Consider the following 15,968-nt stretch of genomic DNA (forward strand, 5'->3'; position numbering starts at 1 on the left):
ATGACTGCATTAAAGAGATCGTACACTTAACTGGACTTTTTTGAACCACGTCGAGGAATTAAGTATGTACGACATCAATATCAAGCCATCTTCCCTTCATACCAACCTTCAGCAAACCATCATTGCATTGAGCCATGCACAAGCAACTGAGAGTAATAAACAGGCTTTCATGCAGTCCGTTGAAGAATATATGTATGAAAATCATTACTTTGACCTGTTCGAAAAAATCGTTTCGTATCGTGTAAATGAAATCCATCAAATGCAGGATCCAGATGCGCCCCGTGGCAACCTTTACACCACGCTGACATCGCCTCTCGCCCAAACGATTACCGGCGTGAAGCCCATTAACGATCTTCCATCCTTATTCTTGTATATCGAGCGCACAGCTATTGCTTTCTATGGTGATATTCTGATGTGTTGGGCAGAGTTCAAAGCGTTTCAAATCAACCAGCAAGCCAAACGCCATCTGCAAGCACACTATGATGAGCAATGCCCGCCAACCAGTTCTGAGGAAAATGTCAGCGAAATGTACCGCTACGAGGTAGTGGAAGACATCCGTAACGATGAGAGATTGTTCTTAACCAGCCACTCTCTGTATCCGATGACGCTTTCTCTTGCCAACGTCCTCATCAACCTCGAAACCTTTGTGAAACAACAGCATTGGTACGAGATGCTTTACTACCTGGATATCTCTGCGTCCGGTGAGCACTTCATCCTGTATCAGGATATTGGTGGTGAGGCTCCGTTGCTTCTCTCTTCTGCGCTTATTCAACGTTACGAGCAACATGACAACTGGTTGACATTTGACCCATTCTTCCAAACAGACAGTTGGACTCTCACCTTATCAAATGAGAAAATCAGCACATTAGAACAGTCCGGAATTTTCTCTAACAGACTGAAAAGTAAATTAAATATGCAATCTGTTGAAAAATTTGATTATTCCCTTTTGCGAGCTGTTACACAAAAGCAAGCTGTCTGTGAAATAATCAGAATGGCCATCAGCGGACCACGCGAGAAGTTGAACCATGTCCTTTACCTGACACTCAAATACTTGACGTTGAAACTGGCTGATATTGGCCTTGAGGTGGCTTACACCATAGTGGAACAACCTTCTATCCTCGGGTTCTACCAATCAGTGAATAACGACAGTAAAAACATTCTGCCTTATGTCGCCCTGTGCCAACAGCAAGTCGCGGGTACAGCGTTGACCACCTATCAAGGTGTCGTTTTCACCGGCCCGATGAGTCAGGCATTCGAAGAAAACAGCTTCAGAGATTACAACAAGAGAATTATTTCAATGCGAAAACTCGCGAGAGCCTCTGCCAATGCATGATTTTATCGGGGCTATCTCCAGTAACTATATAGCGATATTCCTTGTCGCTATCGCCAGTATTGTCGCGATTTGGGCCACCAATTTCGCGCGGGCGTTGGCAAAAAACAGGTCGGGGATCACCCGGCCTTTATATCGCCCATACACCCTTTATACCGCCTTCATTTCGGCGTGGATTCTGTCGAACGCCTACTTCCAGTCTGGCCTTTTGGTGTATTTGGGCGAGCCCGGTGCAACCCTCATGGCATTGGCGGCAAACCTGTTTTCGGGATTAGCTTTTGCTTTTGCTTACCTTTTCTCCTGCCGGTTAGTCTCAGAGCATCAAGGGTTTAAGATAAAACGCTGGCACTGGTGGTTTTTCCTCACCACCTGCGCAATCACCTTGGTCACCAATTTGGTGCCTGGGCTGAATGTCGTTTCCGTAGATGTGTATGACATCGGCAACTTCGTCATACGCTTCGGACCGACAAGCGGTGTATTCTTCGGGATTCTGATCCTGCTGATCATCATGACCCTAACCAACTTCGTGTACTCCAGCCGAAGCAAAGTCAAACTGCAGCAGATCAAAGCAAAGTACATGGTGTTGGGGATGGTCGCCTTTATCGTCTCGACGTTTATGGCGCATTTCCTTATTCCTGTGGTATTCAACGATTTCTCGATCGTCTGGGTGCCGCCTGCCCTGTCCATCATTGAAGCTCTGCTGGTCGGTTATGCCTTGTTGCACAACCGCTTTTACAGCAGCCGTTATATCGCGATGATCGTCGTCAGCTTCCTGATTAACGCATCGCTGTATATCGTGCCTATATCGCTATTGACGGCCCGTCACTTCCCGATGGAAAGCGTCATCTTTGTGGCTTGGACAGTACTGGCCGGTATGTTCTGGAACCGCTCACACAAGTACATTCGAGGAAAAGTGAACCGCCTCTTCTATAAAGAGAAAGGCAATCCGGTTGAAAACATCTGTAACCTGATTGGAGAGTTCCGCTATTCCACCGATGATGCCGTGGTTCAGCTTAACAAAGTGTTGAATGCCAAATTTGGTCGAATTCAAAAGGTCGACAACAACGCAGACAACAATGTTTTCCTCTCCTGTTTCCATGGCGACCGCTCGGTGCTGGTGAAAGAAGAACTGGAGTATGAAATCAAGCATGAAGAGCCTGAAGTTCAAGAAGAGTTGCTTGATGTCACCCGGGCAATGGTCAATGCAGGGACTTCTCTGGTGCTTCCCATTACGAACGAGAAGAAAGAAGTTACCCATTTGTATATGGTGTCGAAAGACAACGACCTTTTCTCCAGTGAAGAAATCATGGGCTTGCAACGGCTTTTTGATGAAGCCAACCGCTTTATCGTTACCGAAGACAAAGTGCGAAAGTCGCAGGTCTTAGCAGGCTCTATCGCCCATGAAATCCGCAATCCACTCACGAAAATTAAATACCATTTCGAGCGGATCGATGCGGACATGTTTGGTGTCGAAAATGGCTCGCTTGCGCCTTTTGCTTCTCAGGACATGCAAAAGCTCTATCAAGAATTGTCAGAAGGTAAAAAAGCCGTTCAACTCGGTACCCGTTTTATCGATGCCATTCTGGATGAGCTTCGCGGAGACGGCATCAGCACCAGCTTATTCGCCTATTACTCTGCAGCAGAATTGACGACACAAGCGATCAAGGATTTCAGCTTCTACAGTGAAGACCACAGAAGCCGGATTGATCTGAACGTGCAGGATGACTTCTTCTTCCACGGCAGCGATACCCTTTATAGCTTTGTGCTTTTAAACCTGCTAAAGAATGCGGTGTACTACTTTGACTCACATCCGGAAAGCCGCATCAGAATTCACTTTGCTCATTCGAAAGAAGGGAATTCAGTGCATGTTGTCGATACTGGACCCGGGATCCCGGTAGCACAGCTTTCTCAAATCTTTGATGAGTTCTACACCAGTGGCAAGCAGCAAGGTAATGGACTTGGCCTTTCTTACTGCAAACGCGTGATGGAATCCTTTGGCGGCACAATACGCTGCGACTCTGTTGAAGGAGAATACACCGAATTTGTCTTAACTTTCCCTTCTGTTGACCAACAAGAGCAGGACGAAGAAACCCAAAGCCGCATCAAACAGTTTGCCGCAGGTAAGTCCTGTCTGGTTGTTGCCCAACCTGAAGCAGGCAGATGGCTTTCTAAGCAATTCGGCGCGTTAGACATCCAGGCCTGTTTTACCCATGATGTCGAGACAGGATTCACCCACGAGCTTAACCAGCCTGTCGATTTCATTGTGCTGGAGCGCGCCATGCTCGAACAGGACATGGCATTGGTGAAAGCGCTGCGCGCTGGTGATTTGGGTCACCACGCTCAGGTGACCCCCGTGCTGGTATTCGATACCAACGCCCAAACCACGCCTTCTGCATTCTCTGAACACCTGGTGCAAGGAGAGCTTGAAGGTGTGTTCAACAAACTCCTATTTCTTCGCTCCTTCAACAACCTGATTGACGAAGGCAAGCTGGCGAAACTCGGCAGTTTGATTGGGAAACGGGTTCTGGTTGTGGACGATATGCAGGTCAACCGCATGCTGGTGAAAGCCTACCTCACCAGCGAAGGCATTGAAGTCGAAGAAGCCACCTCAGGCGATGAATCCATTCAGAAGGTGAAAACAGAACATTTCGATTTGATCCTGATGGACATTCACATGCCGGGTAGAAATGGTATTGAAGCCACCCATGAAATTCGCCGTTTGATTGGGCCAATCCCAGTGGTTGCCCTGTCTGGTGAATACAGCGAAGAAGTGACGCTCGCCATCCGAGAGGTGATGCAAGATCACTTGGTGAAACCCATTACCAAACAGCAGCTATTAAGAACGCTGACAAAGTGGCTGGTACGCGGGTTTGCCAGCCATGAAACCATCAGCAATGTGCCGGACACTAAGCATTAAGTGCTAGGCGCGCAGAACAGCGCTCTCCAAAAGCAAAAAAAGGCCTTAAAGGCCTTTTCTTGTTTTGCTTGATTCTTAAAGCGCTATCCTTGATAACCCATCAGTCTTGGCATACTCAGAATCAAATCCGGGAACAGGATCATGACAAAAAGTGCTGCCAACAGAACGAAGATGAACGGAATCACTTGCTTGATAATGCCCGCCAACGGAATCTTGGTGGTGCCGTTTATCACGAACAGCAAGACCCCATAAGGTGGCGTAATCAGGCCAATCATCAAGTTCACGATGGTCACCACACCGAAGTGAACAAGGTCGATACCCAATTCACGACAGGCTGGCACAAAGAGTGGCACGATAACCAGAATCACGGTGGTAGCATCCAGCAGGAAGCCAAGACCGAGATAAATCAAGTTAACAATCAACAGGAACTGCAACGGTGACAGATCAGCTGCTGTGATCATTTCAGCAATCGCAGTAGGAACATTCTCTGTCGCTACGATGTAGTTGAAGATCAGTGCAGAACCGATAACCAGACCGACAGATGCCGACGAGTACGCACTTTCTTTCAGCGCCATGTACAGTTGCTTGAAGCTGATTGAACGGTACGCTACTGCCAGAATCAAGGCATACGCCGCTGCCACTGCCGCCGCTTCTGTCGGCGTAGTGATACCACCGTAAATACCGAACAGCAGGATCGCTGGCATCATCAAGGTTGGCAACGCGCGGAATGTGATGCGTGGGATATCCTTCATCGGCGTGCGTGGCTCTTTCGGGATATCCATCTTGGTAGCCATGTAAGCGTTCAAGCCCATCAGAACCACACCCATCAGAAGACCCGGTACCAAGCCTGCGATAAAGAGATAACCGACCGAGGTATCAGACACCAACGCATAAATAACCATCGGAATCGAAGGCGGGATGATAGGCCCAATTGTCGCAGATGCGGCAGTAATTGCAGCTGCGTAAGATGGCGGATAACGGCCATCTTTGGTCATCATGTTAATGATAACGCGGCCCACACCTGCGGCGTCTGCCACTGCAGAACCCGACATACCCGAGAAGATCAGACTAGAAACGATGTTAACGTGCCCTAAGCCGCCACGGAAATGGCCAACCATTGCGACACAAAACTGGAGTAGTCTGTCCGTAATACTGCCTGCGTTCATAATGTTCGCTGCAGCAATGAAAAGAGGCACAGCCAGCAGAATAAAGCTGTTGTAGAACCCCTGAATAATTTGTTCGCCTGCCAGCGCCAAGTCCTGACCACTGACTGCCAAGTAAACAATGGCGCCAATAATCATGGAGAAAGATACCGGCGTACCGAAAGCCGCCAGCAACAGCACTGTCACCAGACATAGTGTTAAAGCTAAACTCATTCTTCCACCTGCTCATCCTTGTCTTCTTGCACTTTGTAGTTCGGATTCAAAAATTGAATCAGTGCAAGACCGTAGCGGAGGATAATCGCGCCAAGGAATATCCCGTAAATGCTGAATACATAATCAAGGCGCCATTTCAGAATCGCGCTTTTCTTGATTTTGTAGAACGTGATGTAGTCCCACGTCGGCAAAAAGCTCATCCCGAAACCGATGATGATGCCCAATGCAGACAGGATCAGAAAAGTACGTTGTACCTTCCCAGGCACATTTAAAAAGAGAAGATCAAAGCGAATGTGATCTTTATGACGCAGACAAAACGCGCCAGCCCAGAAAATAACCCAAAGCCATAAAGTCAGAAGCACTTCTGACGACCAGCCAATCGGATCATTCAAGACATAGCGGGAAAATATTTGCGCGCAAAAGAGAAGGAACATTACCGCCAACATGGTGACTGCAACGCCATCTGCTATTCGCTGTAACCAGTGCAGAATCGTTTTCACAACATGGCTCCCTAGTTGTTGTGCATGTCGGCAATCAAACTAAAGCGTTGGATGCTTAGTTCAGGAAACACCAAGTCGACCTTGGTATTTCCCCGCCCTAATCCGTGGCGACAGCCTTCCCTGTCCCAGAGTCCTTCCATACTTCACTCCTTGTTGTCAGAGACTTACTGCCTCTTTGTTATATACCCAAGCAACCTGAGGATGCAGGATTCAGCGAGATTGACTGGTGTTGTGATCGCGGCGTCCCTTTGTAGGTGTAGTCACCTCCATCAAAAAGGGACAACAAAGAGCACGACGCCAGTCAACTCGCCCGAAGGGAGGCCCTCAATGCGCCCACTTCTTCGTTAAATTTCACGGAAATAGAACGACTATTCCTCGCAAAATTTGCCTCGAATTGAACGCATTGATGACCTCTGAATGCGAGCATCTTCATGTTGTTTGAGTATAAGACGAAGCCTGAGAGCATTCGCCCTTATTGACCTGTTACTAGCCTAGACGATGTGATTGTGGATTTGTTACCCGATTGTGTCTCATTTGTTAAAACATCACCTATTTTTCAAATTGGGGGATATTTTTAGATTTATAGCCCATTCACAAAAATGAGACAGATGCGAAGAAATTTAGGGAGTAAAACTGAAAAGGCATCTTGATGAAGTCGATGCAGATTTCTTAAGACTCAGTTTCATTGAGGCATGGACAAATGACGCTGTACGAAACACTCCGCACGGATTTACTGAAAGGTGAATTTGAGCCGGGAAGCCGACTCAGAATGGAATCGCTGAAAGAACGCTACGGCAGTGGTGTGAATCTGTTGCGCGAAAGCCTGACAAGACTTTCCTCTGAAGGATTGGTGATTGCAGAAGGCCAGAAAGGCTTTCATGTCGCGAGCTTTTCAATCCAAAAGATGGAAGAACTCACCCGACTGCGCATTCTTCTTGAAACGGACGGTGCCCGCGCGTCTTTTGCTAACGGCGATATGGAATGGGAAAGCAATCTGGTTGCTGCCCACCACAAACTCGAACACGTCGAGAGCAAAATGCGAGAAAACATCGATGAGTATTTCATGATGTGGCACCGATGTGATTACGAATTTCATGCGGCATTGATTGGCGCATGCCAGTCAGAATTGCACATGCACTACCACAGACAGGTCTACGATCAATTCAGGCAGTTTGTCGTCATGGAACTTCGTACAGAAGGATTTCGTGGCAAATACGTGGTTGATGAACACCAAAGCGTGTTGGAAGCGGCGTTGAAACGCGACCTCGATGCCTGTGTGAAAGCATTGGAAACCCACCTAGGCGGTTTCCTTACCCGAATGAAAGAAACAAGTACCCAAAATCGACAGTAAAGCCTGTCGCATCATAATCATAACAAGGAAGTAAACAGTAAATGGAGAAGCCAAGAATCGCCGTCGTCGGAGCAGGATTGATCGGCAAAAATCATATTCGACTCGTCTCGGAGAGCAATGCGTGTGACTTAGCCGCCATTGTCGATCCGTTTGAAGCGAGCATTGAACTCGCCAAAGACTATGGCGTGCCCCACTTTGAAACCCTTGTGGAATTGCTTGATTCAGGTTTGGCGGATGGCGTTATCCTCGCCACCCCAAATAATCTGCATGTCCCGCAAGCAAAGCTCTGTATTGAATATCGCATGCCGGCACTGATTGAGAAGCCAGTGTCTCACACTGTTGAAGAAGCCAACTCATTACTCGACATCGCCACCAAAGAACCCGGCATCTGGGACACTTTGCTGGTTGGTCATCACCGCATGCACAGCCCGATCATCAAACGTACCCGTGAAATCATTGAAACGGGCGCTATTGGCCAAGTGGTGGCCGCTCATGGCAGCGCCATGTTCTACAAACCTGATGATTACTTTGTGGCCGCGCCATGGCGAACCAAGGAAGGTGGCGGTCCCATTCTGATTAACCTTATTCATGACATCGGCAACTTACGTTACCTCTGTGGCGAAATCGTTGCTGTACAGTCCATGGCGTCCAACCGCCGTCGTCAGTTCGAAGTCGAAGATACGGTTTCGATCAATCTCAGCTTCGCCAATGGTGCACTCGGTACTTTCCTGCTCTCAGACACCGCAGGCTCTGGTCAAAGCTGGGAACAAACCTCGCAGGAAAATAAAGCCTACGCGAGCTATCCCGATGAAGATTGTTATCACATCGCCGGCACCAGCGGTTCGATTTCAGTGCCAACCATGCGTCTCAAATACTACAAAAACGAAGAAGATCGCTCATGGTGGAAACCATTCGAATGTGAAGACGTGTCGCTTCACCGCAAAGACCCATTGGTTGAGCAGCTTAATCACTTCTGCCGCGTGATACGTAAAGAAGAAAAACCCTTGGTAACGGTGCGAGACGGCCTGCAAAACCTCCGCGTGACTGAAGCCGTGGTTGAGGCGGTGAAAACCGGTCGCACAGTATACATTGACGACATCGCATAGGAGGGCGTGACATGAAATCTATTCTAGTGATGAACGGCCCTAACCTTAACATGCTGGGTCAACGCGAGCCTGGACTCTACGGACACAGTACCTTGGCAGATGTCGAACAGCTATGCAGAGATACCGGTGCAAAACACGGTATTGTCGTTGAGTGCTTCCAAAGTAACCATGAAGGTGAACTGATTGAAGCACTGCACAATGCAGGCCGCGCAGTGAAAACAGGAAACATGATCGGCGTTGTGTTCAATGCCGGTGCTTACACACATACCTCTATCGCCCTTTATGACGCCATTAAAGCGGCTGAAGTCCCTGTGATTGAGCTTCATATTTCCAATGTGCATGCTCGTGAATCGTTTCGCCATCACTCCTACCTTTCACCTGTCGCAGTCGGTGTGATTGTTGGGTTTGGAATTGAAGGCTACGCCCTAGCTATCGACGGGCTGGTCGCAAAGCTGGGGAGCCAATAACGCATGATTTACTCCATCGCAACGGTTTGCCTTTCAGGCACCCTAAGACAAAAAATCGAAGCCATCGCCAAAGCGGGTTTCCGTGGTATTGAAATCTTCGAGAATGATCTGATTACTCACAACGGTTCGGTTCACGAAATCCGAAGCATGTTAGACGATCACGGTCTTGAGGTTGTTACCTATCAACCCTTCCGCGACTTCGAAGGCCTCCCTTCTCCTTACCGGGAAAAAGCGTTTGATCGCGCGGAAAGAAAGTTTGACCTGATGGAAGAACTGGGCACCGATTTGTTGATGGTCTGCAGCAGTGTGTCGCCCCAAGCTTTGGGCGGTATTCAACGCGCAGCAGATGATTTCCATGAGCTTGGCGAGCGCGCAGCCAAACGCAATATGCGGGTTGCCTACGAAGCCTTGGGATGGGGTAAATACGTTCATGACTACCGCGACTCATGGGAAATTGTGCGTCGCGCCAACCACAAAAATGTCGGGCTATGTCTCGACACTTTCCACATCTTTTCACGCCAGACCGAGCTGGATACCATGCTCAACATTCCCGGCGACAGAATTTTCCTCGTACAGGTTGCGGATGCCCCTAGCCTTTCGATGGATCATCTCAGTTGGAGCCGACACTACCGCTGCTTCCCTGGGCAGGGCGATCTTCCTATTGGTCAGTTTGTGTCTAACCTTCACGCGACGGGTTACGACGGGCCTTTCTCTCTCGAGATTTTCAACGATCAATTCCGTGCAGGCTCAACGGAAAAAACGGCCCGAGACGGCTACCGTTCACTGGTTTATGCCAACCGTGCGGCAGAAAAATCTGCTGATACAGAAGCGCTTGAAATTCCAAGTGTCAACCCACCCAGCGAAGTACAGTTTATTGAATTCGCCGTCAGCGACAATGAAAAGCTCGCCTTGACCAAGCTGCTGTCTCAACTTGGTTTTTGCCACGCTGCTACCCACAAACGTAAAGATGTGGAATTGTGGAAACAGGGGAATATTCATCTGGTGATGAATATGGAGCCAGATAGCTTCGCCCAAAACTTCCACCAACAACATGGCGTCTCCGTCTGTGCTGTCGGTTTAACCTGTACCCATGTCGACGATATGGTGGAGAGAGCCAAGAAGCTCGAGTTCTCGCCGGTTTACGGAAACCCAGAAAATGACACGCATGGCATTCCTGCCATCTATGGCCCAGGTCAAAGTCTCCTTTACATGGTGGATGACGCTGACCAGCCTCCTCATTGGGAGCGCGAATTCAAATGGCATGAAGACGCCACTCAGCACGCTTTCCTTAACAAAGTTGACCACGTAGCCACCACCATGAGTTATGAAGAAATGCTTCACTCGGTGCTGCTCTATCGTGCAATGTTCAGTATGAAAACCATGCCGACCGTCAGCGTTTCAGACCCTGGTGGCTTGGTGAAAAGTCAGGCCCTACAAACGCCTGATAAAGGGGTGAGTTTCACACTCAACAGTACCCAAGCGTCACGTACTGTATCCAGCCGAATTCTTGACCAATATGCGGGTACCGGCGTCAACCATATCGCTCTTTCAACCAAGGATATTTTTGCCACCGCCGAATTCATGGCAAAGCAGCAGACAGAGACGATGCCCGTCACCGCCAATTATTATGATGATTTGGCCGCCCGGTTTACCCTTTCTGATGAAGTGATTGAAAAGCTCAAACGCTTCAACATCCTCTATGACGAAGATGAACATGGAAGTTTCTACCAACTCTACACTTCGATGTTCGCGGGCAGATTCTGTTTCGAAATCGTTCAGAGAAATGGGTATCAGGGATTTGGCGCTGCAAACAGTCAGATGAGGTTGACCATGCAGGCAAGGGAACTGAGCAGCTAACCTAACCACTCAAAGCCATCACCAAGATGGCTTTGAGTCCTTAACATACAGTCAAACCTTCCAATAATTATTCGCCGCCGCAACCGTCTGAAAATTCACGGCAACAACGTGGGAAACCGCGATCAAACTGTCTGCACTTTCCGCATATTTGGGACGTAGCTTCTCTCTCGCTTCCGCTGAAGGCTGTGTATATTTCACGCCCATTCGGGACATTTTAATCGCAAGTTGATAGCCAGCTTCTGGGCTCTCTGTGATTAACGTCGGCAACCATGCATCACTCATATTACTCTCCTTATTCTTAATTGATCGCACACATACTGTTCGCATACGAACTATATGTCAACGAAATGATGTGACAATCAAGGCAAGTCGTAGATAATGAGACAAGTTGGAAGTTATTGGAGATCACCTTGGCCGTTGCAGATATCGATAAACAGCTTTGTTTCGCCCTTTATTCAGCGTCTAACCGCGTGACGTCTTTGTATAGACAATTGCTGGATCCATTGGGACTGACCTATACACAGTTTGTGGTGATGATGGTGCTTTGGAAAGAAGACAAGCTATCTATCACTGAGTTGGCTTCAAGAGCAGAACTCAGCAAAGCAACGATGACGCCGCTGCTAAAACGTTTGGAACAAAAAGGACTTATCCAACGTGCTGCCCTTCCGGACAATGACAGGCAGAAGTCAGTCGTATTAACCCAAGAAGGCATTGAGCTGTCCCGAAACAGCGCAGACATTACCGACAAAATATTCTGCATGACCGGGCTCAGCGCTGAAGAAGCGAACACCATGATCTCGCTTTGCAAAAAGCTAGGTCGCTAGTAGGTAGTGCAAAAAGCCGTCTCTCGACGGCTTAGCTTAATCTCAAGAGCTCAAACACCCCATGAGTTTATCTTCAAAACTAACATCGACGACTTGTGCAATCAGCTCAATCCGGCTTTCGACACAATCATCCAACTCCATTTCCAACATATTCGATTCGGAAAGGTTGTAACCAAACACTCCATCATCAGTGATGAAAACAGCTTTCATTCGCTCGACATCAAGGTCATGCAGAAGCAAAGAAAGTTTCTTTCTATCAAAGACCTTGTCTGGTGAAAATCGCCAGCCAACGCTTTCAAAACCTTCACCCTCGTTCTTTGCCATCAACACTCCGCTTTCTGGCATAGGCACTTCTGACGCAAGAGGTTTACTGCCGTGGTGATGATGATGATGGTGGTGATCATGCGCATGTGGCTGCGTCATGAAAGTCTCACCTTCAAATTCCTTGAAGTCGATTTGTCCGTGACGTGCAAACAGTACTTTCACATCTGGATGAGCATGCTTTTTCACATACGCTTCCAGTAAGGCTTTGTCCCCTTCTGCATAGAGATCAAGCTTGTTACCCACCACAGTATCGGCGATCGCAATCTGCTGATTAAAAGTATCGTGATGGGTGTACCGTGTCTCTGACAGTTTTCTCGCATCAACCAAAGTCAGTGTTTTTTGAAGTGATAGAACATCGCGATAGTGTTCAGAGGACAAGACTTCCAAGACTTCTTTGGGATGTCCAAGGCCCGTCGGTTCAATCAGCAGTCGATCAGGTTTGGCTTCGATCAGTAATTGATTAAGCGCGATTTGCATAGGAAGTCCCGCTGCGCAGCACATGCAGCCACCTGGCACTTCCTGAATGAACACTTTCTCTCCTTCGCTATGCTGCCCTTGAAAAAGGCTGCCATCGACACCGATCTCTCCAAACTCGTTGACCAAAACAGCCCAACGCTCGTTCTCCGGCTTGTTCTTCATCAGATGCAAGATGGCGGAGGTTTTACCAACACCAAGGAAGCCGGTAATGATGTTGGTTGGCACACTCAGAATTGCCTTATTATCAGAGCTCATTGGCGATCCTCCTGTAACCCTGTACCAAGGTGTGATTGGCAGAAACCACAGACTCAGAAAACGCTGAATATTCCGGTGGTACTTTAGAGATACTGTTTAGATCGAAGCCCACACCGATATTGGTCATTGGCGGTACATGGAAGCTCTCAGGGAGATCCATTCCGTCTACAACACAGTTATGGCGGATGACACAGTGCTTACCCACAACAGCATTAAACACCACAGAGTTAAAACCAATGAAAACGTCATCACACACTTCGCATGGGCCGTGGATGATTGAGCGATGCGCAATCGATGTGCGCTCTCCAATGGTTACCGCAGCGCCTGCTTTAGAGTGAATCACCACACCATCCTGAATATTGGTGTCACATTTGATGATGATGGGTTCCATTTCACCCGCATCATTCACCTCATCCGCACGAATCACGGCATACGGGCCAATAAATACGTTGTCTTCAATAGTCACTTTGCCGCAGATGATCGCCGTAGGATCAACAAAAGCATTTTCCGATACGATTGGCATGTCGCCATTTGGATTTTTTCTTAACATAGAGGGTCTCAACTTGCTTCAGTATTTTTTTGAATGCAAAGAGCATTAACGAGCGAACACCAGTCTCATCGCGGGTGACCCGTCATCCAGCACCTTGTTATTGTGATAAACCAATCCGCCATTCACCCAGGTACTGACTATCTGCGACGAAAAGCGATGACCTACAAAAGGCGTCCATCCGCAGTGACACAGCGCATTATCATGGCTAACCTCAGTGGTCTGTTTATCATCCACCAGCACTAAATCGGCAAAGTAGCCTTCACGGACAAAACCACGCTCTTTAATTCCGTAACGAATAGCGGGATTGTGCGCAGTTTTCTCAACCACTTGAGTAATATCGAGTCGACCGTGACTGACATGGTCAAGCAGCGTCAGCAACGCATGTTGTACCAAAGGTAAACCTGCCGGAGCCTGATCAAAGCCCACCTGCTTTTCTTCAAAAGTATGAGGTGCATGGTCAGTGGCGATGATGTCAATTTGGTTGGTATGAAGTGCCCGGATCAGCGCTTCACGATCGCTGGCTTTCTTGATAGCAGGGTTACACTTAATCAGGTTTCCCAGCACCGCATAGTCTTCATCGCTGAACCAAAGGTGATGCACACAAGCTTCAGCGGTAATGCGTTTCAGCTCAATTGGCCCTGTTTGGAAAAGAGAAAGTTCTTTTTCGGTTGTGATGTGTAGAACATGAAGATGGCTACCATGACGCTTCGCCAAGTCCACGGCATAGGAAGAAGAGGCATAGCAGGCTTCATCATCCCTCAGCAAAGGATGATCATGGATCGTGAGCGAGGACTTTTTACGAAGAAGCGCTTCTCGGTTTTTTGCGATAACTGGCCCGCTTTCACAATGCGTAACAATAAGCACGGGCGACTCACGGAAGATGCCTTCCAATGCCGTCGGGTTTTCCACCAACAAATCGCCAGTGGACGCGCCCATAAACACCTTAACACCGCAGTGCGTTTCTGGATTCAGTCGCTTAATTTGCTCCAGATTGTCTTCCGTTGCACCAAGGTAAAACGAGTAATTCGACAAGGAGTTGTTGGCCGCAATATCAAACTTGCGCTCCAGCGCTTCAATCGTGGTCGTGGCCGGGCTGACATTAGGCATTTCCATATAGCTGGTAATGCCACCAGCGACTGCTGCGCGGGACTCAGAAGCAATAGAACCTTTGTGCGTTAAACCTGGCTCCCTGAAGTGCACCTGATCATCAATCATTCCAGGCAAAATGAAACGGCCATTGGCCTCGACAATCTGGTCGGTCGGAGCGGCGATAATATCGGAGTCGATCCTCTCAATCCGCGGGCCGTCAATTCGCAAATCTCTCTCTTGCACCCGCCCTTCGTTAACGACACGGGCGTTTTTAATCAGTGTTGTAGACATAGCGTTTAGAATTCTCCTTAAAACTAACGCATGGAATAGATGGTGATATTTTGGAAACGGGCGGAGGATGCGATTTCTCGTCAATAGATATTCAGTGGCTTAAACTCACTTGGTGCAGTCATCACATACACAGGTGATTTCGAGTTGGGGGCTAACCACTGTGAACCCTTCTTTTCGGGCACCTAATTGCAGGCTGGAAGCGAGTTTGGGGTCGATGGCCTGCTCTATGATCTTGTCGCACTTTGCGCAGATGAGGAATTGGGGAACACCATGCTCGTGATCGCAGGAGACGTGAGAGCAGGCAATAAACTTGTTCGATACTTTTAGCTTGTGCGCGAGATGTTCACCTTCCAGAAAGTCTAGGCTGCGATATACCGACATAGGCTGAACGCTCTGCCCGAATTCCGTTTTGCAGTAATCTACCAGCTCATAAGCAGAGAGAGATTTTTCCGAATGAACAAGCGCTTTTAGAACCAACTTACGCTTGGCGGTGAGTTGCTTTCCCTTTGCTTTGCATTTCTGCGCGACTTTTTCTATCAGTGCGTCTAAGTCAGTCATGGTGAGCCTTTAGCGATTTCTCCGCTCGAAATATAAACATAATTGTTATGTTATAACATATCAACAATGAGGCAACCAAGTTATCTATAGACTTGTGATTACCATGGAGAGGCTGTTTCAGCAGAGAGTGATGAAGCGTTGAATCAGACGACCTAAACAAAAAAAGCCATCTCAATGATGGCTTTTTCATTCTTGATGGCGTTCGTGTTATTGGTTTAACCCGCTCTTGCACCATTCGGCGTTTCGGTTTCTGGGCAGGCCAAGCAAGGCTGCAGCTTATCTTCATAACCAATATCGAAAAGCATGCCCTGAGACACCTCACCAGCCATTTTTCTCTCCGGCAGGTTTACGACAAACAAGGCCTGTTTACCTTCAATCTCCTTAGGATTTTCACGCTCTTGCTTAATCCCCGCCAAAATTGAACGTGTGTGGTCGCCGAAATCAACGGTCAGCTTCATCAGTTTGTCGGATTTAGCGACTTCACTGACTTCGGTGATTTTTCCAACGCGGATGTCCACTTTCGCAAAGTCATCAAATGTGATTTCGTCTTTAATTGGTGCGGGTTTCATACAGATATCCTTAACAGTTTAGGGGCTGTTGACCTTTGGTGATGATTTTTGCAGCAGCTTGTGGGGATTTTATGCAAGGCAGAGGCTTCGATGTGTAGCTAGCCTACATGAGAAGCCGATAACGCAG

The 15,968-nt window shown here is 48.1% G+C and carries 16 protein-coding genes; 7 read left to right on the top strand and 9 right to left on the bottom strand.

From position 1 onward, the window contains the following. Positions 1-64: 64 nt before the first annotated feature. Positions 65-1,333 (top strand): acyl-homoserine-lactone synthase, encoded by a 1,269-nt coding sequence (locus D515_RS22340; RefSeq protein WP_002541906.1) that lies wholly within the window; start codon positions 65-67, stop codon positions 1,331-1,333. Beyond that, entirely contained in the window at positions 1,326-4,247 is a 2,922-nt protein-coding gene (locus D515_RS22345; protein WP_002541907.1) for an ATP-binding response regulator, read from the top strand. The genes D515_RS22340 and D515_RS22345 overlap by 8 nt, the downstream gene beginning before the upstream one ends. Positions 4,248-4,330: 83 nt before the next feature. Here the strand turns inward: D515_RS22345 and D515_RS22350 are convergent, their stop codons facing one another. The 3 genes from D515_RS22350 to D515_RS26400 are packed head-to-tail and all read right to left on the bottom strand — an operon-like array spanning position 4,331 to position 6,263. Beyond that, the gene (locus D515_RS22350) at positions 4,331-5,623 is read right to left on the bottom strand and encodes a TRAP transporter large permease (protein WP_002541908.1); all 1,293 of its coding nucleotides are present in this window, start codon (positions 5,621-5,623) and stop codon (positions 4,331-4,333) included. Next, positions 5,620-6,123 carry a TRAP transporter small permease gene (locus D515_RS22355; RefSeq protein WP_002541909.1) on the bottom strand — a complete coding sequence of 168 codons (504 nt, stop codon included), beginning with the start codon at positions 6,121-6,123 and terminating at the stop codon, positions 5,620-5,622. The genes D515_RS22350 and D515_RS22355 overlap by 4 nt, the downstream gene beginning before the upstream one ends. An 11-nt stretch (positions 6,124-6,134) precedes the next feature. Further along, entirely contained in the window at positions 6,135-6,263 is a 129-nt protein-coding gene (locus D515_RS26400; RefSeq protein WP_002541910.1) for a hypothetical protein, read from the bottom strand. A gap of 560 nt (positions 6,264-6,823) precedes the next feature. Here D515_RS26400 and D515_RS22360 point away from each other — a divergent pair. From D515_RS22360 to D515_RS22375, 4 genes are read left to right on the top strand one after another with little or no spacing between them, the layout of a single operon-like run. Further along, on the top strand, positions 6,824-7,474 hold the full coding sequence (locus D515_RS22360) for a GntR family transcriptional regulator (protein WP_002541911.1): 651 nt from the start codon (positions 6,824-6,826) through the stop codon (positions 7,472-7,474). A gap of 41 nt (positions 7,475-7,515) precedes the next feature. Next, complete coding sequence (locus D515_RS22365; RefSeq protein ID WP_002541914.1) at positions 7,516-8,580, top strand: Gfo/Idh/MocA family protein; 1,065 nt, start codon at positions 7,516-7,518, stop codon at positions 8,578-8,580. A gap of 11 nt (positions 8,581-8,591) precedes the next feature. Further along, positions 8,592-9,047 carry a type II 3-dehydroquinate dehydratase gene (aroQ, locus tag D515_RS22370; protein ID WP_002541915.1) on the top strand — a complete coding sequence of 152 codons (456 nt, stop codon included), beginning with the start codon at positions 8,592-8,594 and terminating at the stop codon, positions 9,045-9,047. A gap of 3 nt (positions 9,048-9,050) precedes the next feature. Further along, a complete protein-coding gene (locus D515_RS22375; protein WP_002541916.1) occupies positions 9,051-10,904 on the top strand; it encodes a bifunctional sugar phosphate isomerase/epimerase/4-hydroxyphenylpyruvate dioxygenase family protein in 1,854 nt (617 codons plus the stop codon). Positions 10,905-10,955: 51 nt separating this feature from the next. Here D515_RS22375 and D515_RS22380 read toward each other — a convergent pair whose 3' ends face one another. Beyond that, on the bottom strand, positions 10,956-11,186 hold the full coding sequence (locus D515_RS22380) for a hexameric tyrosine-coordinated heme protein (RefSeq protein ID WP_002541918.1): 231 nt from the start codon (positions 11,184-11,186) through the stop codon (positions 10,956-10,958). 128 nt (positions 11,187-11,314) lie between these two features. Between D515_RS22380 and D515_RS22385 the strand changes: the two genes are divergently transcribed. Beyond that, the gene (locus tag D515_RS22385) at positions 11,315-11,728 is read left to right on the top strand and encodes a MarR family winged helix-turn-helix transcriptional regulator (RefSeq protein ID WP_039850553.1); all 414 of its coding nucleotides are present in this window, start codon (positions 11,315-11,317) and stop codon (positions 11,726-11,728) included. A gap of 42 nt (positions 11,729-11,770) precedes the next feature. Here the strand turns inward: D515_RS22385 and D515_RS22390 are convergent, their stop codons facing one another. The 5 genes from D515_RS22390 to D515_RS22410 all read right to left on the bottom strand — a co-directional run bounded on the left by D515_RS22390 (position 11,771) and on the right by D515_RS22410 (position 15,841). Beyond that, a complete protein-coding gene (locus D515_RS22390; RefSeq protein WP_002541921.1) occupies positions 11,771-12,784 on the bottom strand; it encodes a CobW family GTP-binding protein in 1,014 nt (337 codons plus the stop codon). Then, positions 12,774-13,334 (bottom strand): LbetaH domain-containing protein, encoded by a 561-nt coding sequence (locus tag D515_RS22395; protein WP_002541922.1) that lies wholly within the window; start codon positions 13,332-13,334, stop codon positions 12,774-12,776. The genes D515_RS22390 and D515_RS22395 overlap by 11 nt, the downstream gene beginning before the upstream one ends. 45 nt (positions 13,335-13,379) lie before the next feature. After that, on the bottom strand, positions 13,380-14,714 hold the full coding sequence (locus D515_RS22400; RefSeq protein WP_002541923.1) for a dihydroorotase: 1,335 nt from the start codon (positions 14,712-14,714) through the stop codon (positions 13,380-13,382). Between the two features lie 105 nt (positions 14,715-14,819). Continuing rightward, a complete protein-coding gene (locus D515_RS22405; RefSeq protein WP_002541925.1) occupies positions 14,820-15,272 on the bottom strand; it encodes a Fur family transcriptional regulator in 453 nt (150 codons plus the stop codon). Between the two features lie 215 nt (positions 15,273-15,487). After that, positions 15,488-15,841 carry a Structure-specific tRNA-binding protein gene (locus D515_RS22410; RefSeq protein WP_002541926.1) on the bottom strand — a complete coding sequence of 118 codons (354 nt, stop codon included), beginning with the start codon at positions 15,839-15,841 and terminating at the stop codon, positions 15,488-15,490. Positions 15,842-15,968 lie beyond the last annotated feature (127 nt).

Origin of the sequence: Grimontia indica (assembly GCF_000333895.2) — a bacterium.
GTDB lineage: Bacteria > Pseudomonadota > Gammaproteobacteria > Enterobacterales > Vibrionaceae > Enterovibrio > Enterovibrio indicus.